The following is a 25,786-nucleotide window of genomic DNA, read 5'->3' on the forward strand; positions in this document are numbered from 1 at the left end:
CATTGTCAGTCTTATGGATGCATCGACCAGGAAGTGACATCGCCTCCCTAGAACCGCAGCTCCTTCTCATCAGTCGATGGGATGTGCAGCCTCCTGTGAATGTTCAGACTTCAAAGTCCTGCCATACAGGGGTGATCATGTCTGCCACGCCGTCCGATCTGAGCGGTGAGATTCCGGTCGCCGATCCGTTCTCCATCTTTCTCGCCGCCCATGCGCAGGCTGCAGGCAGCTGCTTGGCCAAGAAGCGCTTCAACGGCGGAGAACATGCCTGGTTGGGCGGCTGCGGTGCAGAAGTTGCGGTTAGCCGCCTGGCGCGCCAAAACATAGGGATCGATCCCGACCTGTTCAAGGCCATTCGCCGTAAGGACGATCGCGAATCGATGCAGTATGGAGAGCTGGTGGCGCTGTCCGGGGACTTCTATGAATCTCCCGAGGCTCTCTTTGAGGAAAGGCCTTCCCCCCTACCCTGGTTGTGGGAAAGCAATGACCTGTCGGACATTCGAAGTCTCTTTGCCAAAGAGCTCCGCTGGATCGACCAGCGGCTGGCACGCACCGATCCAGAGGCCGCACCGTACCCGGACGCCAACATCCGTCTGGCCTGGAATGCCAAGTCTTATGTCGAGTTGGCCCTTCGCAACGTCGACCATTTTGGGTGGCACAACCAGTTGGCCTACGTGCGCCATCATCGAGCGGCATTGGAACTGGCTCTTCAGGCCAAAGGGCCGGACGACGTGCGCCTGCGTCAGGCGCTCTACACCAATGCCTTTGCCGACCACTTCCTGACCGACGGTTTTGCAGCTGGCCACATCCGCGTGCCACGCCTCGAGATCTGCGAGTGGGCCGACGGCCTAGGACTGGACGCGCGCGTGGCAGGTGCTCTGTCTAAGGTGTTGCACGATCAGGATGGGCATGCAGATCTTCTGTCTCTGCACGGCGAAGCCGAACCACATTCTTCCGACCAGGGCGTTCCCCATCGCCATGGTCTGGGCCTGCCGGTCGTGAATGCCACAGACGTGCGGTGGGAAACCTTCTGCGACGGGCAACTCTTTCTCAACCGATCAGAGCGAGATCCTGCCGTACAACAAGCCGTTGAAGCAGTGGCTGATTCCGTGGAGGAGCTGCTGCTGGCATGGCGCCATCATCAGTTGCCGGACGGCCGCTACCGCGCTACCTCCCGCGTGCCCTGGCCGGCCCCGCAAGAACCAACTCTGATCGAAAAGTTTTCTGCTCGCATGGCTGATGAAGATTTGGAGCGTCTCTGGGGAAGCGTTGCCTGGTATGGCCGCATTTCCTGGCTCTCCGGTCTCAAGCGGGAACACCTGTCGCAGCTATTCAACGCGCTTCCAGACCTGATGGCTGCCTTTCGAAGAAATGTCGATAGGCAGTCCAGATCCCCCGACGCGGCGCTTCTGGATCCGCGTTACGTGGAGGGCATGCGTCATGTTGCCTGATCTGACGAGGCTGATGACGTCCTCGCGGTCAGAGTCTCTACTGACCTTGGAACGCAACTTCTTTGTCGTTGAGCTGGCCGAGAACGACGGGTTGACCCACGCAGACGCGCTGGCGCTGATGGACGCCCATCCTTCGGCCGCTTGGTTCTTGCTGCGTTGGTGGAAGCAAGGCGACTATCAGCAGACCGTTCTGCGCCGGCAGCACCTTCGCGCGTTCCTCGACGCTGACAGGCGACATAGGGACCGTCCACTGGCGATGCGCCTAGGCTTCGCTCCGCCTCCCCTGGCACCCGTGCACGATCTCCAGAGCTACGAGGCCGCCGGAGACGTTGGCGCAGTCGTCGTGGACGAAGACAGAGTTCCCGTCGGGGTGAGCGTCCCACGCCGTCCGAGCACGAGGGGCGGCTGGCTACCGCAGCCAGATCTCTACAAGGCGGATGCAGTAGGGAGAATGGCATCATCGGACGATGAATCCGCCGCGGCCCCTTACCGCCTGGATGCAGCCATTCCTGTGGAGGTCCGCGTCGGCGATACGACCACCCTAGTGGTCACGCTTGACCGCGTCGAGTGCGCCGAGTCCTTCCTCGGCGATATCGACTTGCGCCCGGATCAGCCTCTGGAGATCAGCGTCCAAGGCGATCCCCAGCTACAGCCAGTGAACGGCAATTCCGAAATGCTCGTCGTGCCGGCTACGGAGACTTTCCGAGCCGTGCGTTTTGAGTTCAAGGCCATAAACGTTGGCCCGGCCAGGATCAGGGTGTTTGCCTTCCGCGACGGCGTCTCCGTGGCCCGAATCCTTGTTGGAGTCAACGTGGTGCTGCCCCACGAAGCACCGCAGCAACTCCAGATTCGGGAAATCATCTCACTGCCCTCGTCATCAGCCGGCCCACAACCCGATCTGCGTCTGCTCGTGATGGAGTCCCCGAGGGGGCTGCGCTTCCAATTGCGCGGCGCCGACGGCATGGCCGAGGACTACCCGCCATCGACCCTCAACGACCTTCCCATGCGCATGCGCGATTTCGTTGGCGCCATCGAAGGACTTTCCATCGGCACGCCGGCGGCGGCGCAGGACGCCTTGCGCAAATTGGAGGTATGGGGCGCGGACCTCTTCAACCAACTGATTCCCGAGTCGTTGCAGTCGCTGCTCTGGAAGCATCAGGGTGCAGGAACACTCACGCTCCAGATCTGCTCGGACGACGGCTGGATTCCCTGGGAAGCCTGCCGCCTAGTCAAGAAAGATGCCAGCGGTCATATCGTAGAAGGGCCTTTCCTGGCCGAGGCCTTTGCCATGACACGCTGGCTTCACGGCGGTCCGGCCCCCTCCACCTTTCGTCTCTCCCGCTGTGCGCTTGTAGTGCCCGGAGACAGCCGCCTTGCCACCTCCCGGCGGGAGCGCGACTTTTACCTGGCGCTAGCGGTCAACGGCCGGACGGTGACCGAGGTCACCCCGCGATACCTGCCATTGACGCGTGCGCTGGAGGCCGGCACCTTTGACGCGTGGCACTTCTGCGGGCACGCCAACGCCGGGGCGCAGCAGCAGGGCGACCGCGCGACCCTCCGGCTGGAAGGCAACGAGACCATGACCGCAAGCCTGTTCGCCGGCACGGTGGAGAACGCGCTGATTCCGCGGCCTTTTATCTTCTTCAATGCGTGCCAGAGCGCGCTCGGCGGCAGCGGTCTCACCGGCGTCGGCGGTTGGGCTCACCGGTTCATCCGCCCCAACCGCGAACGCCATGGTGCGGCGGTGTTCATCGGCACCTATTGGTCGGTGTATGACGAGGCGGCACATGCCTTCGCCACAGCCTTGTACAAAGAACTCCAGCAAGGGCTGCCGATCGGCGCGGCAGTCCTGCAGGCCAGACGCCAGGCGCGCAACCAGCGCACCGGCGATCAACCTTGCGACCCTCTGAGCTGGTTGGCCTACACGGTCTACGCCGATCCTTTGGCCAAATTGGAGGTTCTTCATGAAGCTACCGATGCCGGATCCTGAATTCAAGCTCGGCGGATCGTTTGACATGAGCCCGCTTCAACTAGGTTACGCCTCTGCACGGCCTAGCCTGCGCGGCGACCTGCTGGCCGACCTGTCACCGCCGCAGGCCCCCCGCCTGCGCATGGACCTGCCACTGGCCGCCTTGGCCCAAGTGCCGCTGGGTATTGCTCGGGTGGATCGGCTGGGGCGCTTGACCTATGCAAATCCCACCATGTTGACCATCGCAGGAATCGAGGACTGGGATGGCATCACAGTGCTGGACCTCTTCGAAGGCAAAGACCTGGATGCCGTGCTTGACGGCCTGCGCCGCCGCATCGAACTGCGCGAGGGCGATCAATACGAAGTCCATCTCAGAAAGCGGAGTGATCACTCCCGTGTGCCCATCTCGATCACTGCCTTCCCAGAGACGACGGATGACGGCGAAGTGCAGGGCACGTTAGCGTTCGTGCGCGACCTCACCCTGGATAAAGCTACCCAGCAGATCGTCACTCACGTGGAGAGCATTTCCAGGACGAAGGAACTGATCGATGCTGTCTCGGACGTCCTGCGGCCTTTGGTTCCGTTCGACCTTCTCCAGGTACTGAGACTCAACAAGTCACGCACTCACCTGCGCACTATCTATCCGGACTGCATTACCGAGGAGCGGAGCTACCGCTGGTGGCACATTCCCCATGCGATGCGCCATCTGCTGGAGAGTCGTACTCCGCTGGTGATCAATGACCTACCGGCGTGGTATGCGGACCAGCGTCTCAAAGGGCTTCCGCCGGACGAGGCCATCCAGCAGTTCCTGCAGCAAGGCTACACAGGAACACTCAGCCTGCCGGTGTTCCAGGATAAGGGACAGGTGGCGAGCGTCGTGCTTTGCCGTAAAGGGCACGTTCCCTTCACTGAACAGGAGGTCCTCATCGCGGAGCGCCTGCCGCTGACCGAAGCGGTTAGCGTCGCGCAGCGCAACGAGACGGAAAGCGATCTGAATTTCCTGATCCAGTTGATCCACGACATCGCGGGCGCCTACGACTCCGTGCAGAACGTGGCCCAGACGGTGGTGAAGCGTATCGCCGAGCACTACGGCTGGGACTATGTCTCCATCCACCGGGTCGAGGAGTCCCAAGGAAAGATCCACATGATCGCCCAGACGGCCAGGACGCCAGCGCTCATGTCAGAGCTGTTCGAACTCGACATCGCGTGTGGCGTTATCGGCAGCGTCTATCGTGACCGCACAGCCGCGCTCATCAGCGATGTAGCGTCAGATCCGAAGTACAAGAGTCTCTTTGTCGCGCATCGCAAGACGGTCACCCGCTCAGAGCTATGCGTGCCGATCGGCAAGGATGCGCATTGGCTGCTCAATGTGGAAGACGAGAAGATGCAGGCCTTCTGTCCGGAGGACCAGAGCAGCCTGGAGAAGGTCGCCACCTCGCTGGAGGCCCTGCTCCGCCGCACGCAGGACTACAACTACCGAAAGGCAGTGGTCGACAATGCCAAGGACGCCATCCTGCTGGTGAATCCGGGCAACGTCATTGTGGATGCTAACGAGGCGGCAGCGGAACTGCTGCGCAAGCGCAAGGCCGAGTTGATAGGTAGCCCTATTGGTATCTACTTCCACGACCCGAAGCGGGCCGCCGTCGTGTTGGAAGGCGACACCTTCGTCAATCATGGCGCGCTCATGCAACGCCCCGGCACCGATGGCAACCCAGAGACCGTCCAGGTGCTGCTGTCCGTGGCTATGCTGCCGGAAGACAGCCCCGGGCGCGTGTTCATCGCCAGCGACCTTTCGAGTTTCGTGCGCGCTGACGAATTAGAGCTGGCACGCGACCTCTTCCGCGAGATCAGCGGGCAGGTCAAGACACCAATGTCGCTTGCCATCGCCTGGTTGCGTCGTTTCGCCCAGCAGTCTGTACCGTTGAGCGTAGATCTCCCGGAAAAGGTTATCCAACAGCTCCAAAAGGCCGAACTCACGCTGGACCGCATGCTGTTGATCGAACGAGGCGGGCGAACGGGACCGCACTTTCCCACGCTTCTCCCGCTGGACGATGTCATCACTCAGTCGCTGGACGACCTGCCCGAGCGGGAACGCCAGGCGGTTGACCAAGTCAGTGCGGCGCCGCAGGGCTGGGTGCGTGCGGACGCTTTTGAACTTCGATATTGCGTGCTGACCGTGGTGGCTTACCTGTTGAGACTGGCGGCTAACGCACGTCGTATTGAGTTGCGTACTTGGCAGGACGGCGATCAGGTCCATCTGGACATTGGCGGCACTGCGGATGCGTTGCAGACATCGGACTTTGAGGCTAATTGCCGCGGTGGTCAGGCTGTGGCCGAACTTGCTCTGGGGAGCCAGACCTTGGCGGAGATCGTCTCCCGCAATGGCGGCCAATTCCAGGAACGGCGCGATGGCGATCGCGCGACCTTCTCCTTCTCATTTCCACGGTCGCTTTCCGGGGGGTTGCCATGAGCCTGCTCATCGTTCATCGCAATGACTACATGACGGAAGAGCTCGACGCCTGGGCGCTTGGCATGGTGCCGGCAAACTTCCATCCGGCGCGCATCTGCCACGACCTTCACAGCGCCCGGGTCGCGCTGGCGTCGGGCGATCCGCCAGACTTGCTCGTGGTTGAGAGCGATCTGCCGGGTGGTGGCCCTCACGACGGTCTCAATACAGGCTTGACCTTGGCCATGGAGATGCGTGCACGCTGGACCGGTGGCAAGCCCGTGCCGGTACTGATCGTGGCAGCGGCCGCAGACAACGCACTGCGGAATTCAGCGCTGACGATGCCGGTCTGCTCGCTGATTCACTTGGGTGGAGACCTGCAGCGAGACTATCAGTACGCTCTGCGGTGCCTCCTCAACGAAGTGGACGGTAAAGCGGCGCCGCTAACCCAACGCCCACCGTGCTACTACATCGATGTCCAGGTGGGTGCCAACGGCAAGTGCGGATACCAGGTGCGATCAGAAAAGACGGCCGTCGATCTGAGCAGCAACGTCCGCTTCAGCGTGGATCCGGCGCGACTGCAAGCACTGCTGGCGCGTATGCCCCGAAGCCATGATGGCCGAACGCCCGAACTCAGGGAATGGATCGATGCCTATCGCAGCGTCGGCGAGGAATTGACGCGTGCGCTTTTCCGTGAGCATGCCGAGGTATTGGAAGAGTTCACCACTATGAAGGGCGTCACCATGGCCACCCCTGGCATCCGAGTCGGCCTGTGCTTCTCCGTGGACAAGACCTTCTATCGGCTCCCCTTTGAGGCGTTGCAATTCCCGGGGCGTGGCAGCAGTCAGTATTGGATGGAGTCTTCGCCACTGTGGCGGCGGCTGCCGGAGTTCAGCTCCAGCGGGAGGAAGCTGTTTGCGGAAATGAACGTACCGCATGAGCCGCTGAACTGCCTGCTCATCAACGCGAAGTGCGGCGGAGAAGTGGACATGTCAAACCCGATTGCGGGAAGCACGGAACGTCTGCATCGCAAGTTGGATCCCTTGGTCCATGCCGATCATGAGATCGAGGACATCATTAAATCGATAGAGAGGTTCATCCCGCATCGAGTCAGACGTGTCGTCGCCATATCCCTAGAGGGCGGAAAGGTGGTGACATCAACCACAGATGGCAACAACCCTCAGGGGGGCCGAGCCGCCGTTTCGGAAAAGGCTGGAAATTTCGAAGACGTCCTGGAAGACTTACTAACAAAGTCCGGTCCTTGGGACATCGTGCATTTCACGGGCCATTCCCATTACGAAGGCACGGAGGAAGACGGCACTGGCTATGTTTTCGTTCCGAGGAAGGCGCCAAGAACGGATGTCATGCCCACGCCGCAACCCGTGGGCATGAACAAAATCGCTGCTTGGCTGAAGGGCGTGCGCTTCGTCTTCCTCAGCGGTTGCTCCAGCTCGCACCGGGATTTCGTGGTCCAGCTTTGCGCTCGCAACGTGCCGGCGCTCTCTGGCTATCCCTGGCCAGTAACAGAGAATGTGGCCTGGGAGCACTCGGGCCATTTCTACCGCCGATTGTTGGACTCCTGCTCTATCGAGGAGGCATTGCAGAAAAGCTGGATGGACATGTATGCCGATCACCGCGAGAACTGGGCGTGGGCGTCGTCTCAGTTTGTCATTCAGGGCTGAGGGGAATAGCGGGAGGTCACCATCGGGCAAGGCATCTTCTACTGACCGCAAGAACAGGCGTATCTCTGCCGCCGAGTTCCCTCGTGTCGATCCGAGCCCACACGCGTCGCCCTGGCGAGACCTCCTATCGCTCGACCTTAGTGCTTCCCCCCACCTCCGACGCATCAAACACCATCCTTGCCGGCCAGTTCGGCCAAGCCGTCCCCAGGCTGGCGTTGTTCGGATCCCCCGTCGCTGCGAACGCCCCGATCGACTTCATCATCGCGTCCGACAGCGCGAGCCGCCCCGGCTCATTCGCCTTGCTGAACGCGAACGACAGCGCGCTCCGACCGAAGTTCCCGAACGCGAACGGCAGGTCCATCGCATGCGCCGCGCCGTAGACCGTGTTGAACGGCGCCGGCTCCTGGTCCCAGTCGAACCGGTAGTACCAGGTCTGCGCCGGCTGCTGGAAGGACAAGGCGCTCATCGACTCGATGATCCCTTTGCCGAACACCGCCACGGTCGCCAGCGACGAGATCGTGTTCCAGCCCGTGATCGGCTTGTCGACCGGCAGGAACAGCGGGCTGAGCAGATCACCTTCGCTCAAGGTCGGCGGCGCATCCGGATCGAAGCCGTACTGCATCGTGAACCGGTCGTACTCGTTCGGCTTGAACGGCCCGAAGAGCTTGCCTTCGTCCCGCGTGTTCCCAGCCAGCATAGGCACACGGTTGTACTGGCCCAGCAGGATCGCGCCGATCGGGTTCTGCGGCAGCACCGTGCCGTCGGTGAAGACCGCCGGCGACTTGCCGGACAGGCCCGCCGCCTGTTCCGCCTGGATCAGCTGCTGCGTCGTCCGGGACCGCAGGAACGCCGCCACCTGTTGCCGCGTCTGGCTCAGCAGATAGAGCTCCGCCGTGAAGTCGTTGAAGGCCTTGCCATCGGCGATCACCAGCGCACGCAGCAGGGCGCTCGCGTACAACTTCGGCGTCAGTCCATCGGCGGTCTGCACGCCGCCGCTCATGGCCACAGCCTTGTGGAACAGCCCCTTCGCCAGCGGCGACACGAGCAGCGCCCAGATGTTCACCGAGCCCGCCGATTCCCCCATCAACGTGACGCTGCCCGGATCGCCGCCGAAAGCCGCGGCGTTGGCGCGGATGTACTTCAGCGCCTGGATGTGGTCCAGCGTCGCGAAGTTGCCCGAGTCCGCCCTCGCCTCGCCGGTCTTGAGCTGCGCCATGTCCAGCCAGCCGAACATGCCGAGCCGGTAGTTGATCGTCACGACCACCGCCTTGGCCTTGGCCGCGAGCGCGCCGCCCAGGTAGATCGGGTCGGACGAGTAGCCGCTGATGTTGCTGCCGCCGTGGATGAAGACGATCACCGGCAGCGCGCCGGTCTCGCCGACCGGGCGCCAGATGTTGAGCGTCAGGCAGTCCTCGGAACCCACGAGCTTGCCGAAGCCGTCGCGCACCGCGAGGCCGAACGGCGCGTTGTCCGGTGCCGGGCTGAAGAAGCGCCCCGTCTGCGCGCACGAGGGGCCGAAGGCGCTCGCGTCGCGCGTGCCGCGCCACGCGTCCGGATCGACCGGCGGCATCCATCGCAACGCGCCCGTCGGGGCCTTCGCATACGGCAGCCCGAGCCACCGGAATGTCCCGGTCCGTGCTTCCGTCGAGCCGAGCACCGTCCCTTGTGCTGTCACGCGCCGCAAGCGCGCGTCCCGCCGATCCGCATCTGAATCCGCAATCGCGTCTGCGCCCTCGCTCGCCGTCTGCGAGGACGTGCTCGCGATGCGCGCCGCGTCCGCAGGACCACTGTCGGAACCGCCACCACCGCACGCGGCAAGCAGCACCGCGCTGAGCGCCACCACCATCTGAGCCTTCCATCGGGAACGAAGCATCGTTGTCTCCTGGTTGTCGTCGTTGGAACCAAGCGCGCGAGCAGCGGCCGACGGCCGCGACCCTACGCGGGGGGAACGCCGTCGATGCGCTGCGGCCCTGCACTCGACGCGGCGGCGAGCTGCTGGTCGACCTGGACGCTGCCGGCGGCGGGAATGCAATCACCCGCGCGCTCGCTGATGGCGTCCCAGTGCGACAGCACCCGCTCGCCCGCGTCGGGTCCGACGCCGATGTGGCGCCCTGCCGTCAGCGACACGTAGGCACGCGCGTAATGGCCGGCGCCGGCGCACAGGATGGCGCGCGTCGGCGCGTCCTCGCCGACCAGCGCCAGCAGCGCGGGGCTCACCGCCTCGGGCACGAGCGCGCGCTTGGCCTCGGGCGTCAGCAGGCTGTCGGTCATGCCGGTGGCCGCCGTCGGCGCCAGGCAGTTGACGCGGATGTCGTACTTGGCGCCTTCCAGCGCCAGCGTCTGCATCAGCCCGACCACCGCCATCTTGGCCGCGCCGTAATTCGCCTGGCCGAAGTTGCCGTACAAGCCCGAGGAGGAGCTCATCATCACGATGCGGCCGTAGTTCTGCCGACGCATCATTTCCCAGACGGCCTTGCTGCAGATCACCGATCCCATGAGGTGCACGTCCAGCACCAGGCGGAACTCGTCGAGGCTCATCTTCGCGAAGCTCTTGTCGCGCAGGAAGCCGGCGTTGTTGACGAGGATGTCCACCCTGCCCCAGCGCCGCCGCGTGTCCTCGACGACCGCCTGGATCTGCGCCTCGTCCGTCACCGAGGCCTGGTGCGCCACGGCCTCGCCGCCGGCGCGGACGATCTCCTCGGCGACCGCCGCGGCGCTCTCGCCCAGGTCCACCAGCACCACGCGCGCGCCCTGCCCCGCGAGGTACTTCGCGTGCGCCCGGCCCAGGCCCGCGCCCGCGCCGGTGACGATGGCCACGCGGCCCTGCAGCGCCGCCGATCCCGCCTGGCGACGCGGCGAGGGATCTGCCGATGGCGGCGGCTCGCGCAACTCGCGCCGCAGCACCTTGCCCACCGACGAGGTGGGCAGGCTCGCCATGAACACCACCCGCCGCGGTACTTTGTAGGCCGCCAGCTGCCCGCGGCAGAACGTGAGCACCTCGTCCTCGCTCAGCGCCGGATCACGCCGCACGACGAAGGCCCGCACCGCCTCGCCGGTCTTCTCGTCGGGCACGCCCGTCACCGCGCAGCCGGCCACGCCGGGCATCGCGGCGATCACGCCCTCGACCTCATTGGGGTACACGTTGAAGCCCGACACCAGCACCATGTCCTTCTGCCGGTCGCAGATGCGCAGCAGGCCTTGCTCGTCCAGGATGCCGATGTCGCCGGTGCGGAAGTAGCCGTCCTGTGTGAACGCCCCTTCGTTGGCCTGCGGCTGGCGCCAGTAGCCGCGCATCACCTGCGGACCCTTCACGCAGATCTCGCCCTGTTCGCCAAAGGGCAGCGGTCGCCCCGCGGCATCGGCGATGCGCAGGTCCGTGGACGGCACCGGCAGCCCCACCGTGCCGCTGAACCGCAGCTGCGCGAAGGAGTTGACCGTCAGCACCGGCGCGGTCTCGCTCAGGCCGTAGCCCTCCAGGATGTGCCGGCCGCTGCGCGCGTACCAGCGCTCGGACGTCGCGCGTTGCACCGCGGCGCCGCCGCCGATGGCCAGCTTCACCCGCCGCAGGTGTTCGTCGCTCACCTGCGGCAGCGCCAGCAGGGTGCTGAACAAGGTGTTGACGCCGGTGACCACCGTGACGGCCTCGTGCGTGAACCCCCGCGAGAGCGCGTCCGCATCGCGCGGATTGGCCACCAGCACGTTGCGCGCGCCCAGGCTCGCGAAGGTCAGCAGGTTCACCGTCAGCGCGAAGATGTGATACAGCGGCAATGCCGTCAGGATGGTCTCGGCGCCCGGCGTGATCGCGCCGCCCAGCATCGCGCGCATCTGCAGCAGGTTGGCGATGAGGTTGCCGTGCGTCAGCTCCGCGCCCTTGGAGATGCCCGTCGTGCCGCCCGTGTATTGCAGCAGCGCCAGGTCGTCGCGACCCAGGGTCGGGGGCCGCCAGTTGCCCGCCACCGCGCCCAGCGCCAGCGCATCGTCGAACGACACGGCCGCCAGCTTCGTGCGCCCGACCGTAGTCGGTGTACTGCCCACCACGACAATGCGCGTCACCGCCGCGGCGTCCAGCGCGTTCACCGCCACCGGCAGCGCCTGCGCGGACACGACCAGCACCCGCGCACCGGCGTCCTTCAGTTGATGCCGCAGCTCCCGCACCGTGTATTGCGGATTGACGCTGACCTGCACCGCGCCTGCCTTCAGGCAGCCCAGCAGCACGACCGGGAAGGCCGACACGTTGCCCAGCATCACCGCGACGCGATCGCCCGGCATGACGCCGGCGACCGCGCCCAGCCAGGCGGCCCAGGCGGCCGCGCGGGCATGGAGTTCCGCGAAGCTCAGGTGGTCGTCGCCGCTCGAGATCGCCACCTGCCGCGCGTAAGGCTCGGTCAGCGTGCCCAGCATCGCGGACACGTTCTCGTGCGCGGTGGGATCGATCTCGGCCTCTGCGCCGGGCGGATAGTGGGCGAGCCAGGGACGCGCCGCGATGAGGGTTCTTGAGTTCATGGGGTTCAGACTTCCAGCCATTCCTTGCGCACCGCCGTGTCGCCCAGCAGGCGCTGCGGCGTTCCTTCGAAGACGATGCTGCCGTGGCCCATCACGAGCACGCGGTCGGAGATGTCCAGCGCGATGGTCAGCTTTTGCTCGATCAGCAGTACCGCGATGCCGCGCGACTTCAAGGTCCGCAGGTACTGCCCGACCAGTTCGACGATCTTGGGCGCCAGGCCCTCGGTGGGCTCGTCGATGATGATCAGCGCGGGATCGCCCATCAGCGCGCGGCACAGCGTCAGCATCTGCTGCTCGCCGCCGGAGAGCACGCCGGCCTCGACGTGCTGGCGCTCCTTCAGGCGCGGGAACATCCCGTACATGTCGTCGAAGGTCCAGCGGCCGGGTCTGGTCGCGCTCTTCTGGCCGAGCATCAGGTTCTGATGCACCGTGAGTCGCGGAAAGATGTCGCGGCTCTCCGGCACGTAGGCGATGCCGAGATGCGCGATCTCGTGCGGCGCGAGGCCGACCAGGGACCGGCCTTGCCAGCACAGTCCGCCGCGCGCGTCCACCATGCCCATGATGGCCTTGGCCGTCGTGGAACGGCCCGAGCCGTTGCGACCCAGCAGGGCGACGATCTCGCCCGGCGCCACGCTGAAGCGCACGCCGTGCAGCACGTGGCTCTTGCCGTAGTACGCGTGCAGGTCGTCGATGTCGAGCGCCGTGTCGACGGCGATGTCCGTGGTCATCAGTGTCCTCCTCCCTGCGCGTCCGCCACCGCGGAGCCGAGGTAGGCCTCCTGCACCCGCGGATCGGCGCGCACGTTCTCCGGCGTGTCGAAGGCGATGACCTCGCCGTACACGACCACCGCGATGCGGTCGGCCAGGCCGAACACCACGCCCATGTCGTGCTCCACCGTCAGCAGCGTGCGGCCCTGCATCACGTCCTTGACCAGCGCGATGAAGTGCCGGGTCTCGGCGCGGCTCATGCCGGCGGTCGGCTCGTCCAGCAGGATCACGCTGGCGCCGCCGGCGATCGTGACGCCGACCTCCAGCGCGCGCTGCTCGGCGTAGGTCAGGTCCATCGCCGGCACGTCACGCCGGTCGACGAGGCGCAGGCGTTCGAGCAACTGCTCGACGCGCTCGTTCGCGTCGCCCAGTCCCGAGAGGAAACGCAGGAAGGTGTAGCGGTAGCCCAGGCTCCACAACACGGCGCAGCGCAGGTTCTCGAAGACCGACAGCGTCGGGAAGATGTTGGTGATCTGGAAGCTGCGCGACAGCCCGCGCCGGTTGATCTCGAAGGGCTCGCGGCCGTCGATGCGCTCGCCGTGCAGCAGCACCTCGCCGCTGCTGGGCGCGAAGCGGCCGCTGATCAGGTTGAACAGCGTGGACTTGCCCGCGCCGTTGGGGCCGATGACGGCGACCCGCTCGCCCGGCTTCACCTGCAGGTTGCAGCCGCGGATGATTTCCGTGCGGCCGAAACTCTTGCGCAGGTCCTTCAGTTCGAGTGCGTAGTTCATCCGATGAGCTCCTGGATCTCCGCCCACCGCCGCGCGAAGCGGCGCTGCGCCAGCGTGAAGAGGACGAGTCCGGTCAGCAGCACCACGGTCGCGCCGGTCCAGTACCCTGGATGTTTCGCGTCGAGCGGAATGCCGACGAAGCTCAGCGTCGATCCGAGCGCCGTGTTGAGCTGCAGGTGGTAGACCATCTCGATCAGCGTCGCGGCGCCGAGCAGCATCAGCAGCAAGGTCGCGGCGAGCACGAGGTAGTCCGGGATCAGCGTCCTGAGCCGGCCCGCGGCGGCGACGCGCACGTTGGCCATCACCAGGCTGGCCAGCCCCCCCGGCGCCCACATCACCATCAGCACGAAGGCGATGCCGAGGTACAGCAGCCACGCCCGCGTGAACTCCGACAGCAGCGCGAAGGCCAGCACCATCAGGATGCCGCCGAGGATGGGGCCGAAGAAGACGCCGGTACCGCCGATGAAGGTGAACAGCAGGTAGGCGCCGGAGCGCGACGCGCCGACGACCTCCGCCGTGACGATCTCCGTGTTCAGCGCGGTGAGGCCGCCCGCGACGCCCGCGAAGAAGGCCGAGATCACGAAGACCCGGTAGCGCACCTTGCGCGTGTCGTAGCCGATGAACGCGACGCGCTCCGGGTTGTCGCGCACCGCGTTGCTCATGCGCCCCAGCGGCGTGCGCGTGAACGCGTACATGGCCGCCGTGCACACGAAGGTGTAGATCGCGATCAGGCCGTACATCTGGATCTGCGGCCCGTAGGTGAGACCGAGGTTCGCGCCCAGGTCCTTGAAGTAGCCCGACGCCGCGGCGGCCGCCACGCGGTCGCCCGAGATGCCGCCCTCCCCGCCGAAGAATTCGGGGAACATCAACGCGGACGCCCACACCAGTTCGCCGATGCCGAGCGTGATCATCGCGAAGGGCGTGCCGGCCTTCTTCGTGCTGACGAAGCCGAACACCATCGCGAGCGCCATCGCGGCCAGCCCGCCCACCACAGGGATCAGGCTCACCGGCAAGGGGAGGCGCCCGTCGGCCACGAGGTTGAGCGCATGCATGCCCAGGAAGGCGCCGAAGCCGGCGTACACGGCATGGCCGAAGCTGAGCATGCCGCCCTGCCCCAGCAGCATGTTGTAGGACAGGCACACGATGATCGCGATGCCCATCTGGCTGAGGATGGTCTGGCCCAGGCCGCTGCGGAACACCAGCGGCGCGACCACCAGCAGCAGCGCAAAGCCGCCCCAGATGACGGCGGCACCGAGGTGGCTTGGCCGGGCACGACGGTCGGACCGCGGGTCGATGCGCGCCAACGCTGAAGACGCCGCGGAGTTGGCCGCGGAGTCGGGCATGGCGGCGGACGGAAGGTGGGTCGATGGCGTGCTCATCTCATCCCTCCCGCTTGCCGAGCAGGCCCTTGGGCCGGAAGACGAGGATCAGCACCAGGAACAGGTAGGGCAGGATGGGCGCGACCTGGCTGACCTTGAGCTTGAGCACCGCGTAGCCCGGCGTCTGCGGCGTGACGAGCATGCCCAGCGACTGCAGCGCGCCCGGCAGCGAGGCGTCGATGCCCACGGCGAAGGTCTGCACGATGCCGATGAGCAGCGACGCGATGAAGGCGCCCACCAGCGAGCCCATGCCGCCCACCACCACGACCACGAAGATCAGCGAGCCGACGGTGGCCGCCATGCCGGGCTCGGTGACGAAGGCGTTGCCGCCGATGACGCCGGCCAGGCCGGCCAGTCCCGCGCCTCCGCCGAACACCAGCATGAACACGCGCGGCACGTTGTGGCCCAGCGCCTGCGCCGCCTCCGGATGCGTCAGCGCCGCCTGGATCACCAGCCCGATGCGCGTGCGCGTCAGCAGCAGCCAGATGGCCAGCAGCATCAGCAGCGCCACGCCCATCATGAAGCCGCGGTACACCGGGAAGGTCGTGCCGTAGAGCGTGAACAGCGATCCCGACAGCGCCTCCGGCACGCGGTAGTCCACCGAGCTGGTGCCCCACACCAGCTGCACCACCTCCAGCACGATGAAGGACAGGCCGAAGGTGATGAGCAGCTCCGGCACGTGGCCCAGGCGGTGCGCGCGCCGCAGCGCGTGTTTCTCGAACAGCGCGCCGAATGCCGCCACCAGGAGCGGCGCCACGAACAGCGCCGCCCAGAAGCCCACCAGCGACGACACCGCGTAGGCGGCGTACGCACCCAGCATGTAGAAGCTGGCGTGCGCGAAGTTGAGCACGCCCATCATGCTGAAGATCAGCGTCAGGCCGGCGCTGAGCATGAACAGCAGCAGCCCGTAGCTGAGCCCGTTCAGCAGCGAGATCGCGAAGAATTCCATGCGTGTCCCCGCGGCCCGGTCAGCGTGCCGATCCGGTCGAGCCGGGCGTTGCGGCCGCTGCCGCCGTTCCAGCCGCTGCCGTCGATCCCGTCGATGCCACCGACGCGGAGGCCGGGCGCTTCATCTCGCAGCTCGTCGGCGTCGTGGAGACGTAGGGCTCCATCCGCTTGACCGGTGCGAAGGTATAGCCCGTGTCCTCCACGCTGTACTCGCCCGGCTTGGCCTTCTGCCAGCGGGTGATGAACATCGTCTGCTGCAGTTGGTGATCGGCGGCGCGCATCGTGGCCTCGCCCGCGAAGCTGTTGATGCGCAGGCCCTCCATCGCCGGCGCGACCTTGACCGGGTCGGTCGACTTCGCCTTGGCCATGGCCTGTGCCAGCAGCTGGATGCCGCTCCAGGTGGCGAAGGTGAAGTAGTCGTCGTTGAAGCGCTTCTTGAACTCGGCCGTCAGCGGCGCGATGGGGGCCGCGAGGTTCGGATGGCCGTAGCCGACCACGTAGACCTCGGCCGCGCCGCCGGCGGCCAGCGCCTTGGGCGTGCCCGCGGCCATCGCGTAGTAGGTGTACAGGGGGATGTTCAGGCCGGCGTCGCTCATCGCGCGCACCAGCAGGGTCAAGTCCTGACCCCAGTTGCCGGTGACGACGGCATCGGCGCCCGCGCGCTTGATCTTGGCCACGTAGGGCGCGAAGTCCTTGACCTGGCCGATGGGGTGCAGGTCCTCGCCCGCGATCTCGATGTCGGGGCGGCGGCGCTTGACCGCGTCCTTGAAGAAGCTCGCGACCTGGTGGCCGTGCGAGTAGTTCTGGTTGAGCAGGTAGACCTTCCTGATCTTGGGCTGCTCGCGCAGGAAGGAGGTCAGCGCCTCCATCTTCATCGAGGTGTCGGCGTCCAGGCGGAAGTGCCAGTAGTCGCACTTGTCATTGGTCAGCGCCGGGTCCACCGCGGCGTAGTCCAGGTAGACCAGCTCCTTGCCCGCGTTGCGCGCGTTGTGCTTGGCCACGCCTTCCATGATGGCCTGCGCCGCGCCAGAGCCGTTGCCCTGCACCACGTAGCGGAAGCCCTGGTCGATCGCGGCGCGCAGCACGCTGAGGCTCTCCTGTGGCGAGGCCTTGTTGTCGAAGGCCGTGACCTCGAACTTCACGCCCGCCGGGTTGTCGGCGGACAGGCGCTCCGCGACGAACTGCCAGCTCTTGAGCTGGTTCTGTCCCACGTTGGCGAAAGGCCCCGACAGTGGATCGATGAAGGCGATCCGGACCGTCTCGCCCTTCTGGGCCAGCGCCGCGCCCGCGAGGGCGCTCAGGGCAAAGGCTGCCGCCAGCCGCACTGCGACTTTCATGCTTGTCTCCTGGTTGACGGAGCACGGGCGGCGTCGTCGCCGAGCTCGTGTCCGTCTTCGTTGTCGTGTGCCAGGAGAGTAGGAAGCGGCGGCCGTCGCGGCCATCGGACGATTCCGAGGGAGGCTTAGGGCAATCCCCGGTCTGGAGCAGGGAGGCGCATGCTCTCAGAATGCGGACCATGGACACGCCACAGGAAGACCCGTCGAACATTCCGTTCCAGGCCATCATCGAGCAGTCGCTGGCCGGCATCTACATCATGCAGGACGAGCAGTTCGTCTACGCCAACGCGACCTGGGCCGCGATCGTCGGCTACACGCCTGAGGAACTGCAGGGGATGACGCTCAGGGAGCTGGTCGCGCCCGACATGTACGAGACCGTGCTGCATCGCTACTACCAGCGCCTGCACGGCGAGGTGCAGAGCATGCGTTTCCACACGCGCGGCGTGCATCGCGACGGACACATCGTCGACATCGAGATCCACGGCAGCCGCATGACCTTCCGCGGACGGCCGGCTGTTGGCGGCGTCGGCATCGACATCAGCGAGCGCCTGCGCCGCGACGAGGAACTGCGCCGCTCGCGCGAGCAGTTGCAGCAGCTGACCGCGTACACCAGCGAGAAGCTGGAGGAGCAGCGCCTGACCATCGCGCGCGACGTGCACGACGTGCTGGGCGGCATGCTCACCGCGCTGAAGATGGACGTGACGCGCATCGGGCGCCGCGCCGAGACCGCCGAGCAGCAGGCCTTGACGCAGGATGCGCTCGGGCTGACGCAGAACATCATCGAGACGGTCAAGGCGATCTCCGAATCGCTGCGCCCCAGCGCGCTCGACCACGCGGGCCTGGCGGTGGCGATGGCGCACGACCTGCAGCAGTTCTCGACGCGCTCCGGCGTGCGGCACACGCTGGCGGGTGACGACGCGCCGCTGCGCCTGACGGCCAGGCGCGCCACCGCCGTCTATCGCATCTTCAACGAGGGCCTCACCAACGTCGCGCGGCACGCGCAGGCGCGGCAGGTGGACGTGACGCTGGGCGAGCAGGACGGCTGCTTCGTGATGACGCTCCGCGACGACGGCCAGGGATTTCCGCCGTCCACGCTGGCCAGCGGTTCGCTGGGCCTGCTCAGCATGACCGAGCGCGCGCGCGCCGTCGGCGGCGAGCTCGCCATCGACACCGGCGCGGGACGTGGCACGACGCTGGTGCTGAAGGTGCCGCTGCTGTGAGGACCGCGCCATGATCCAGGTGCTCGTCGTGGACGACCACACCATCTTCCGCTCCGGCCTGACGCGGCTGCTGCAGGACGAGCCCGACATGCGCGTCGTGGCCGAGGCGCAGAACGGCGGCGAGGCCCTGGAGCTGGTGCGGGCGCAGGCCTTCGACGCCGTGCTGCTGGACATCAACATGGAAGGGCGCAGCGGACTGGAGGTGCTGGCCTCGATGCGGGCCCTGCCCCGCTGCCCGCCGGTGCTGATGCTGTCGATGTATCCCGAGGCGCAGTACGCGCTGGTGGCGGTGCAGGCCGGCGCCAGCGGCTACTTGGCCAAGGACTCCGAGCCCGCCGAGTTGGTGCGCGCCATCCGCGCCGTCGCCGGCGGCAGGCAGTACCTGAGCGCGCGCGTCAGCGCCCAGGTGCAGGACCAGCTGCGCGGCGTCGATGCGCGCCCGGCCCACGAGCGGCTCTCGGTGCGCGAGCACCAGATCATGCTGATGACGCTGCGCGGCATGTCGGTCACCGAGATCGCCGACGAGATGATGGTCAGCGTGAAGACCGTCAGCACGCACCGCACCAACCTGCTGGCCAAGCTCGGGCTGGGCAGCACGGCGGAGCTGGTGCTGTACGCGGTGCGGCAAGGGCTCGTGCACTAGCCACGCCGAATGCCGATGGGGCCCCCGTTCGGGAACCCGCGTTGCCCCGCGTCTGCGTGGAAGTCCCGACGCGCACTCGGAATCGTCCTAGGGGCATCGGGACTGCCGTTTCCTAGCATCGATCTGCGCCAGCGTGGACATCACCACCGCATGGCCGCCGCGTGATCCCACGCGGACTACAAGCAGACAACAGCAGGAGACAACCGCATGAACCGGATGCAGCATGGCGCATCGAGGCTGGCCCTCGTCCTCTCGACCCTGTCGATCGCCGCCTGCGGCGGCGGATCCGACGACCCACCGCCCACACAACGCGCCACGACCTTCGGCACGGTCGCGGGCGTCGACAACAGCGCGAGCAGCAGCACCTACGCGTGGCTCGGCGTGCCGTACGCGCAGCCGCCGGTGGGCGCGCTGCGCTGGATGCCGCCGGTGGATCCGGCCGCGTGGACCGGCGTGCGATCGACGCAGGCCTTCGGCCACGGCTGCGCGCAGGGCGGCCGCTACTTCAGCCCCGCGCCTGGGGACGCCCCCTACGGCCTGGCCGTGCGGGAAGGTTTCGGCAAGCCGGTCGGCGACGAGGACTGCCTGACGCTCAACGTCTGGCGCCCCGCGACCGCCGATGCCAACCTCCCGGTGCTCTTCTTCATCCACGGCGGCAGCAACATCTCCGGCTATTCGGCGGACCCGGTCTACAACGGCCAGACGCTGGCGAAGAAGGCCAACGCCGTCGTCGTCACGATCAACTACCGCGTGGGCATCCTCGGCTGGCTGGACCTGCCGCAGCTCAAGACCGGCGACAAGCTCGTCGACTCCGGCAACTTCGCGCTGCTGGACCAGATGCAGGCGCTGAAGTTCGTCAAGAACAACATCGCGAACTTCGGCGGCGACCCGGCCAATGTGACGGTGATGGGCCAGTCGGCCGGCGCCGTCAACGTCTGGAACCTGCTGGTGTCGCCGCTGACCGCGGGCCTCTTCCACAAGGCCGTGCCGATGAGCGGCGGCATCGTCAACGCGTCGCGCGCCACCGCGCAGAAGTACTCCCAGGCCTTGCTCGAGGTCATCGCCGTCGCCGACGGCAAGGCCGCCGATGCGGTCTCGGCCCGGACCTGGCTGGCCACGCAGACCAGCGCGCAGATCGCGACCTATCTGCGGGGCCTGTCTGCCGACCAGCTGCTGAAGGTGATGCTGGCCAATCCGCAACTCGGCAACGCGCCCGCGCCCATCGAGGACGGCCACGTGGTGCCGGTGAACGCCGTGGCCGCGCTCGATGCCGGGCAGTACCAGAAGGTGCCGGTGCTGGCCGGCAACACGCGCGACGAGGGCACGCTGTTCGCGAACCTCTTCGGCACCGTCACCGGCAGCGGCATCCCCGGCTTCAAGCTGAGCGACTACGACCGCTTCGGCCTGCAGTTCAACCTCGACCCGAACGCCACGACGAGGCCGGCCGAGGCGGACCTCATCAACGCCGCCTACCTGCCCGTCACCGCCCTGCCCTTCGGCTGGAACGCGCTGTCGGCCTTCGCGACGAATTCCATCTTCGTCGGACCGGTGACGCCGCAGCTGGCCTCGCTCGCGGCGAAGCAGCCCACGCAGGTCTGGTACTACCGCTTCGACTGGGACGAGGAGCCGGCCCCGTTCAACACCGTCTACGGCGCCACGCACGCGATGGACATCCCTTTCCTGTTCGGGAACTTCGGGGCCAACGTGTTCTCGTTCGCGTACTCGAGCGCGAACAAGGGCGGTCGCGAGGCGTTGTCGGACACGATGATCGCGAGCCTCTCGGCCTTCGCCAGGACCGGCAATCCGAACACCCCGGCGCTGGGCGTGACGTGGAAGAACTACCCCGCCAAGCTGGTGCTGGACGCGTCGCCGACGCAGCAGCAGATCAGCGCGCCTTGAGGTAGCTTCCTGGGCGGGACACGACCCGGAGACCCGCCCATGATCGAGACCTTCCAACGCCGCCTGCCCAACGGGATCACCTTGAGCTGCCGCGCCGCCGGCGAACCCGGCCGGCCGCTCATCGTGTTCCTGCACGGATTCCCGGAGGCGGCCTTCATCTAGGACGAGCTGCTGACCTTCTTTTCCGATCCGGCGCACGGCGGCTACCGCTGTGTGGCGCCGAACCTGCGCGGCTTCGAACGCTCCAGCGCGCCGACCGAGGTCGCCGCCTACAAGGCGCAGGTGCTGATCCAGGACATCCAGCAGCTCGTCGCCACCGAGAGCGAATCCGGCACGATGGCCGCGCTGGTGGCCCACGACTGGGGTGGCGCCTTCGCCTGGGGCTATGCGAACGCCTTTCCGGCGCAGGTCGGCCAGCTGGTCATCCTCAACTCGCCGCATCCGGGGACCTTGTCGCGCGAGCTGCGCAACAACCCGGCGCAGCAGGAGGCCAGCGCCTACATGAACTTCCTCGCCCGGCCCGATGCCGAGGCCCTGCTCGCGGCCGACGACTTCCAGCGTCTGTGGCCCTTCTTCACCAACATGAAAGCGGGCGCGGACGGCTTCGGCTGGCTCACCGAGGACTTGAAGCGGCAGTACCGGGAGGTCTGGAACGCGGGGCTCACCGGCGCCTGCAATCTCTATCGCGTGACCCCGATGAAGCCGCCGCTGCCGGGTCAGGGCATCGACGGCATTCCGGTGCTGCCGCGCGAGCGGCTCATGGTGAACGTGCCCACGCTGGTGTTCTGGGCGCTCGACGACACGGCGCTGCTGCCGGGCCTGCTCGACGGGCTCGAGGACTACGTGCCCCGGATGCGCGTGGTCAAGGTGCCCGGCGCCACGCATTGGATCGTGCACGAGCAGCCGCAGCTGGTCGCGCGCGAGATCGAGGACTTCCTGCGTCGGTTCACCCCTGACTGAACCTCGCCGCGTGGCCCCTCGCGCGGAACTCCTCGATCACATGGTCCACGAACACGCGGACCTTGGCCGGCAGCAGCTTGCGGCTCGAGTAGTAGATCGACAGCGGCAGTGCCTCCGCGTACCAGGCGGGCAGCACGCGCACCAGCTCGCCGCGTTCCATCAGCGGGAGCGCATGCGGCAGCGGCAGCATCGCGATGCCTGAACCGTTGGCCGCCGCGTGGGCCATGGCCTCGGGGTCGTCGAGGACCATCACCGGACGCACGCTCGCCACCACCTCTTCGCCGGCCTTGTTCTTCAAGGTCCAGGGCACCAGCCGTCCGGAAGCCAGTGAGCGGCGCAACAGCCCGCGGTGGCGCGCCAGGTCCGCCGGTTGCTTCGGCATCGGGTTGGCCGCGAGATAAGCCGGCGCCGCCACGAGCACGATGCGCAAGCGCGCCAGCTCGCGGGCGATCAGGGCATCCGTCAGCTCGATGCCGCCGCCGATGGCGACGTCGAAGCCTTCCGCGACGAGGTCGACCTGACGGTTGTCGAAATGCAGGTCCGGCACGACGTCCGGATAGCGCCGCACGAAGCCGTCCATCATCGGCACGAAGTACTCGCGGCCCACCGTGTGCGCCAGCGCGACCTTCAAGGTGCCGGCCGGTTTGCCCGCGCCCTGCCGCAGATCCGTCAAGGCGTCGCCGATCTCGCTCCAGGGCCGCCGTACCTGCGCGTGCAGCCGCTCGCCGTCGGTGGTCAGCGCCAGACTCCGCGTGCTGCGCTGGAACAGGCGCACGCCGAGCCTCGCCTCGAACTGCGCCACGCTCTTGCTGACCGCGGCGGGCGTGAGCCCCAGCCGGCGCGCGGCGGCTGAAAAGCTGCCCTCGTCGGCTGAGGCGATGAAGGCATCGAGATGACTGCGGAGTTCGGTCGACATGAGCTCAGCTTATACCAACGGTTGAAACTGAATACGCCGCTTTCCAACTACCGCAATCAGGTGCGGACAACCATAGTTCAGCTCATCAACCACCCTCCTTCGAAAGGAAACATGATGAGCACCGCTTCCAACACCGCCACCGGCACGACGACCAGCACGACGACCAACGCCGCCCTGAAGGGCAAGGTCGCCTTCATCCACGGCGGTTCGCGCGGCATCGGCGCGGCCACGGCGCGCCGTCTGGCCCGCGACGGCGCGGCCGTGGCTATCGGCTACGCGTCGTCGGCGATCGCTGCTGAAGCACTGGCCGAAGAGATCATCGCCACCGGCGGGAAAGCCATCGCCATCAAGGCGGATGCCACCGACGCCGCCGCGCTGACCCGCGCCATCGACGGCGTCGCCGAGCGCTTCGGCCGCCTGGACATCCTGGTCAACAGCGCCGGCGTGCTCGCCGTCGCGCCGCTGGACCAGTTCACGCTGGAAGACTTCGACCGCACCGTCGCCGTCAACGTGCGCTCGGTCTTCGTCGCCTCGCAGGCCGCGGCCAAGCACATGGGCGACGGCGGCCGCATCATCAACATCGGCAGCACCAACGGCCAGCGCATGCCCTTCGCCGGCGGCGCCGTGTACGCGATGAGCAAGTCCGCGCTGATCGGTCTGGTGAAGGGCATGGCGCGCGACCTCGGTCCGCGCGGCATCACCGTCAACAACGTGGCACCCGGCCCGGTCGACACCGACATGAATCCGGAGAACACCGAGTTCGGCGCCAGCCTGCATGACCTGATGGCGCTGCGCCGTCACGGCAAGGCGGACGAGATCGCCGCCATGGTGGCCTACCTCGCCGGTCCGGAAGCGGCCTTCGTCACTGGGGCGGACCTGCTGATCGACGGCGGCTTCGCGGCCTGAACGCAGCGACGCCAATGATCGGGCGAGCCTGCTGAGGCCAGCGCCCGCCCGATCGACACGGCCGACGCACGGAACCGCAGCGCAAAGATGCCGTTAAGCCCGACGTGCGTATCCGCAAGACGAGTGACGCGTGATTTCGCATCCGCAAGCATGTGTTCGGATATGGCGCTCCGATGAGGGACGCACTGCCGACGATGCCCCCTGATGTAACGGCATTCAAGGCGTCATGAGCAGCACCATTCCCACCGCCCGCCCGATCAACGTCCCTCCCCTGTCGGCGGAGACGCTGTCCGGGCCGCAGACGCCGGCGACGCCGACGACGTCGACCGCCGCGGAGCCCCAGCCCACTCCGCCTTCGAGCGAGCACATCATCCCCGGGGGCCTGGGCTCGCGCCGCGCGTCCCTGGGTGCCACGAAGCACGATGGCCACTCCGACGCCGAGCCTCCCCGCTCCCGGCCGTCCACCCCGCCACGCCAGTCCGCGCCCAAAGTCCTCAGCCGGACGTCGTCCACGAACAGCACCGGCGGCCCCGGCCGGTTGCCCGATGCACACGGCGGCGGCGAGCAGATCCCCATGACGCCGGTGACCGCCAACCTCAACGGCAGCAGCAGCTCGCTCGCCAGCGATGCGCAGCGTCCGAGCGGCGGTGCGCCCTCCCTCACCGAGCAGCGACGTTCCGCGGCCACCGAGACCGGGCACTCGTCCGCGCTGCCGCGCGAGGCGCACGACGAGATCTCGCAGCTGACGCGCGGCATGCCGGGCTCGTTCGATCCCCTCCCGCGCGAAGTGCCGGACCCCGGCCCCCGCGCACCGGGCGGACTCGCGTCGCTGCATGCGGCCACCGTGCCGAGCCCCCGCGACGTCAATCCGCGCATCGACATCGACTCGCTCGCGCAGAAGCTGCCCGACGACATCACCGGCTGCGTGGCCTACATGCTCAGCGCGATGCGCAAAAGCCCCGACGACATTCCCGCGCTGGAGCAACTGGCCACCAGGCAGGCCGCCGTGCTGGAGTCGCGCGGCATCCACACCCGCGACGACCTCGTCGCCGTGTTCAAGCAGGTGCAGTGGCGCGACCAGGGCACGGCCATGATGCATGGCATGGCCTCGGCCAGCGGCTTCAACCTCGGGAGCCTGCCGGTGAACCTCAAGGTCGCCGACCTGACCCTGGCCAGCCTGATGAAGGCCTTGCCCCAACTGCCCATCGCCCTGCCGGCGCTCATCACCGGCGCGTTGATGGGCTTCGCGCTGTCGACGCTGGACGTCGCCTCGGGCGCGGCGGCCGGCAAGACCTTCCAGGACGCCTACTTCACCCGCCCCCCGGGCGAGCAGCTGTCCGCGCAACTGCCGGAGCACCTGGCCAACGCGAATCCGGCGACCAAGACCAGCCTCGCCGCAGACAACTCGAAGGCGGCGGGGCTCAGCTACGGCGCGGCGCGCAACGGCGGGGTCCGTGTGCCGCTCATGGTCGGACTCGAACTCGCCGGGAAACCGGAGACGCGGGCCAAGGTCGACGCGCTGGTCGATCCGCTCCTGGGCCTGCCGCTGGGCGGCGGCGGCATGCGGGTCGCCAAGAACGACTTCGACGTCAGCGCCGGGCGCGCGGGCTTCCAGCACTTCCTGGCGCGCGAGGACCTCGGCGCCTGCCTCGACCATCTGCAGAAGCCGGGCACGGAGCAGATCCTCAGCGCCGCCGCGCGCCTGGGCACGCATGCCGCCAATCTCAAGGAGACCTTCCCTGAAGCGCTGAGCGACGTCTTCGCGAGCAAGGTCGGCTGGACCTCGCACGCGATCCTCAGCGCCGGTTTCGGCGGCTTGACGGCCATGGTGGCCAGCCTGCCCGCGACCCTGCAGAAGGACCACGGCCTCAGCGAGACGGCGGCCAACATCACGACCCAGTCGCTGAAGTTCGTGGTGCTGCAGGCGCTCTATCACGTGTGGGGCGGCGCGCTCGGCGCCGTCGGCGGTCCCAAGGCGCCGGATCCGGCGGCGGTCTCCCACGCCTGACCCCCGCCCGCCCGCGCATCA

At 67.1% G+C, this 25,786-nt stretch carries 17 protein-coding genes and 1 pseudogene; 10 read left to right on the forward strand and 8 right to left on the reverse strand.

Translation table 11 applies throughout. From position 1 onward, the window contains the following. Positions 1 to 137: 137 nt before the first annotated feature. The 4 genes from ABE85_RS07625 to ABE85_RS07640 are packed head-to-tail and all read left to right on the forward strand — an operon-like array spanning position 138 to position 7,548. A complete protein-coding gene (locus ABE85_RS07625; protein ID WP_157522039.1) occupies positions 138 to 1,451 on the forward strand; it encodes a hypothetical protein in 1,314 nt (437 codons plus the stop codon). After that, a complete protein-coding gene (locus tag ABE85_RS07630; RefSeq protein ID WP_067272166.1) occupies positions 1,441 to 3,441 on the forward strand; it encodes a CHAT domain-containing protein in 2,001 nt (666 codons plus the stop codon). Before ABE85_RS07625 ends, ABE85_RS07630 begins: the two co-directional genes overlap by 11 nt. Next, a complete protein-coding gene (locus tag ABE85_RS07635) occupies positions 3,416 to 5,890 on the forward strand; it encodes a GAF domain-containing protein (protein WP_082938419.1) in 2,475 nt (824 codons plus the stop codon). Before ABE85_RS07630 ends, ABE85_RS07635 begins: the two co-directional genes overlap by 26 nt. After that, a complete protein-coding gene (locus ABE85_RS07640; protein ID WP_067272170.1) occupies positions 5,887 to 7,548 on the forward strand; it encodes a CHAT domain-containing protein in 1,662 nt (553 codons plus the stop codon). The genes ABE85_RS07635 and ABE85_RS07640 overlap by 4 nt, the downstream gene beginning before the upstream one ends. A gap of 124 nt (positions 7,549 to 7,672) precedes the next feature. On the opposite strand, the gene ABE85_RS07645 is transcribed toward ABE85_RS07640, so the two are convergent. The 7 genes from ABE85_RS07645 to ABE85_RS07675 form a co-directional block, all read right to left on the reverse strand. Continuing rightward, positions 7,673 to 9,421 (reverse strand): carboxylesterase/lipase family protein, encoded by a 1,749-nt coding sequence (locus tag ABE85_RS07645; protein WP_067272171.1) that lies wholly within the window; start codon positions 9,419 to 9,421, stop codon positions 7,673 to 7,675. Between the two features lie 62 nt (positions 9,422 to 9,483). After that, positions 9,484 to 12,051 (reverse strand): SDR family NAD(P)-dependent oxidoreductase, encoded by a 2,568-nt coding sequence (locus ABE85_RS28720; protein WP_067272174.1) that lies wholly within the window; start codon positions 12,049 to 12,051, stop codon positions 9,484 to 9,486. 5 nt (positions 12,052 to 12,056) lie between these two features. Further along, on the reverse strand, positions 12,057 to 12,779 hold the full coding sequence (locus ABE85_RS07655; RefSeq protein WP_067272176.1) for an ABC transporter ATP-binding protein: 723 nt from the start codon (positions 12,777 to 12,779) through the stop codon (positions 12,057 to 12,059). After that, complete coding sequence (locus tag ABE85_RS07660; protein ID WP_067272179.1) at positions 12,779 to 13,549, reverse strand: ABC transporter ATP-binding protein; 771 nt, start codon at positions 13,547 to 13,549, stop codon at positions 12,779 to 12,781. Before ABE85_RS07660 ends, ABE85_RS07655 begins: the two co-directional genes overlap by 1 nt. Next, on the reverse strand, positions 13,546 to 14,892 hold the full coding sequence (locus ABE85_RS07665; protein WP_157523012.1) for a branched-chain amino acid ABC transporter permease: 1,347 nt from the start codon (positions 14,890 to 14,892) through the stop codon (positions 13,546 to 13,548). Before ABE85_RS07665 ends, ABE85_RS07660 begins: the two co-directional genes overlap by 4 nt. A 37-nt stretch (positions 14,893 to 14,929) precedes the next feature. Continuing rightward, the gene (locus ABE85_RS07670) at positions 14,930 to 15,877 is read right to left on the reverse strand and encodes a branched-chain amino acid ABC transporter permease (RefSeq protein WP_067272182.1); all 948 of its coding nucleotides are present in this window, start codon (positions 15,875 to 15,877) and stop codon (positions 14,930 to 14,932) included. Positions 15,878 to 15,896: 19 nt separating this feature from the next. Then, positions 15,897 to 17,213: a branched-chain amino acid ABC transporter substrate-binding protein gene (locus tag ABE85_RS07675; RefSeq protein ID WP_082938422.1), complete on the reverse strand. Its 1,317-nt coding sequence runs from the start codon at positions 17,211 to 17,213 to the stop codon at positions 15,897 to 15,899. A 179-nt stretch (positions 17,214 to 17,392) separates the two neighbouring features. Between ABE85_RS07675 and ABE85_RS07680 the strand changes: the two genes are divergently transcribed. From ABE85_RS07680 to ABE85_RS07695, 4 genes and pseudogenes are all read left to right on the forward strand, one after another. Next, complete coding sequence (locus ABE85_RS07680; RefSeq protein ID WP_197507248.1) at positions 17,393 to 18,433, forward strand: PAS domain-containing sensor histidine kinase; 1,041 nt, start codon at positions 17,393 to 17,395, stop codon at positions 18,431 to 18,433. A 10-nt stretch (positions 18,434 to 18,443) separates the two neighbouring features. Then, entirely contained in the window at positions 18,444 to 19,076 is a 633-nt protein-coding gene (locus ABE85_RS07685; RefSeq protein ID WP_067272186.1) for a response regulator transcription factor, read from the forward strand. 207 nt (positions 19,077 to 19,283) lie between these two features. After that, positions 19,284 to 20,975 (forward strand): carboxylesterase/lipase family protein, encoded by a 1,692-nt coding sequence (locus tag ABE85_RS07690; RefSeq protein WP_067272188.1) that lies wholly within the window; start codon positions 19,284 to 19,286, stop codon positions 20,973 to 20,975. 39 nt (positions 20,976 to 21,014) lie between these two features. Beyond that, a pseudogene (locus tag ABE85_RS07695) lies at positions 21,015 to 21,935 on the forward strand (alpha/beta fold hydrolase). On the opposite strand, the gene ABE85_RS07700 reads toward ABE85_RS07695, so the two are convergent. Next, the gene (locus tag ABE85_RS07700) at positions 21,922 to 22,851 is read right to left on the reverse strand and encodes a LysR family transcriptional regulator (protein ID WP_067272193.1); all 930 of its coding nucleotides are present in this window, start codon (positions 22,849 to 22,851) and stop codon (positions 21,922 to 21,924) included. The pseudogene ABE85_RS07695 and the gene ABE85_RS07700 sit on opposite strands and share 14 nt — an antisense overlap. A 114-nt stretch (positions 22,852 to 22,965) precedes the next feature. On the opposite strand from ABE85_RS07700, the gene ABE85_RS07705 reads away from it, so the two are divergent. Further along, the gene (locus ABE85_RS07705; RefSeq protein ID WP_067282134.1) at positions 22,966 to 23,757 is read left to right on the forward strand and encodes an SDR family oxidoreductase; all 792 of its coding nucleotides are present in this window, start codon (positions 22,966 to 22,968) and stop codon (positions 23,755 to 23,757) included. Positions 23,758 to 23,983: 226 nt separating this feature from the next. After that, entirely contained in the window at positions 23,984 to 25,765 is a 1,782-nt protein-coding gene (locus tag ABE85_RS07715) for a hypothetical protein (RefSeq protein WP_157522042.1), read from the forward strand. Positions 25,766 to 25,786: the final 21 nt, after the last annotated feature.

The sequence above is a fragment of the Mitsuaria sp. 7 genome, from assembly GCF_001653795.1.
GTDB lineage: Bacteria > Pseudomonadota > Gammaproteobacteria > Burkholderiales > Burkholderiaceae_C > Roseateles.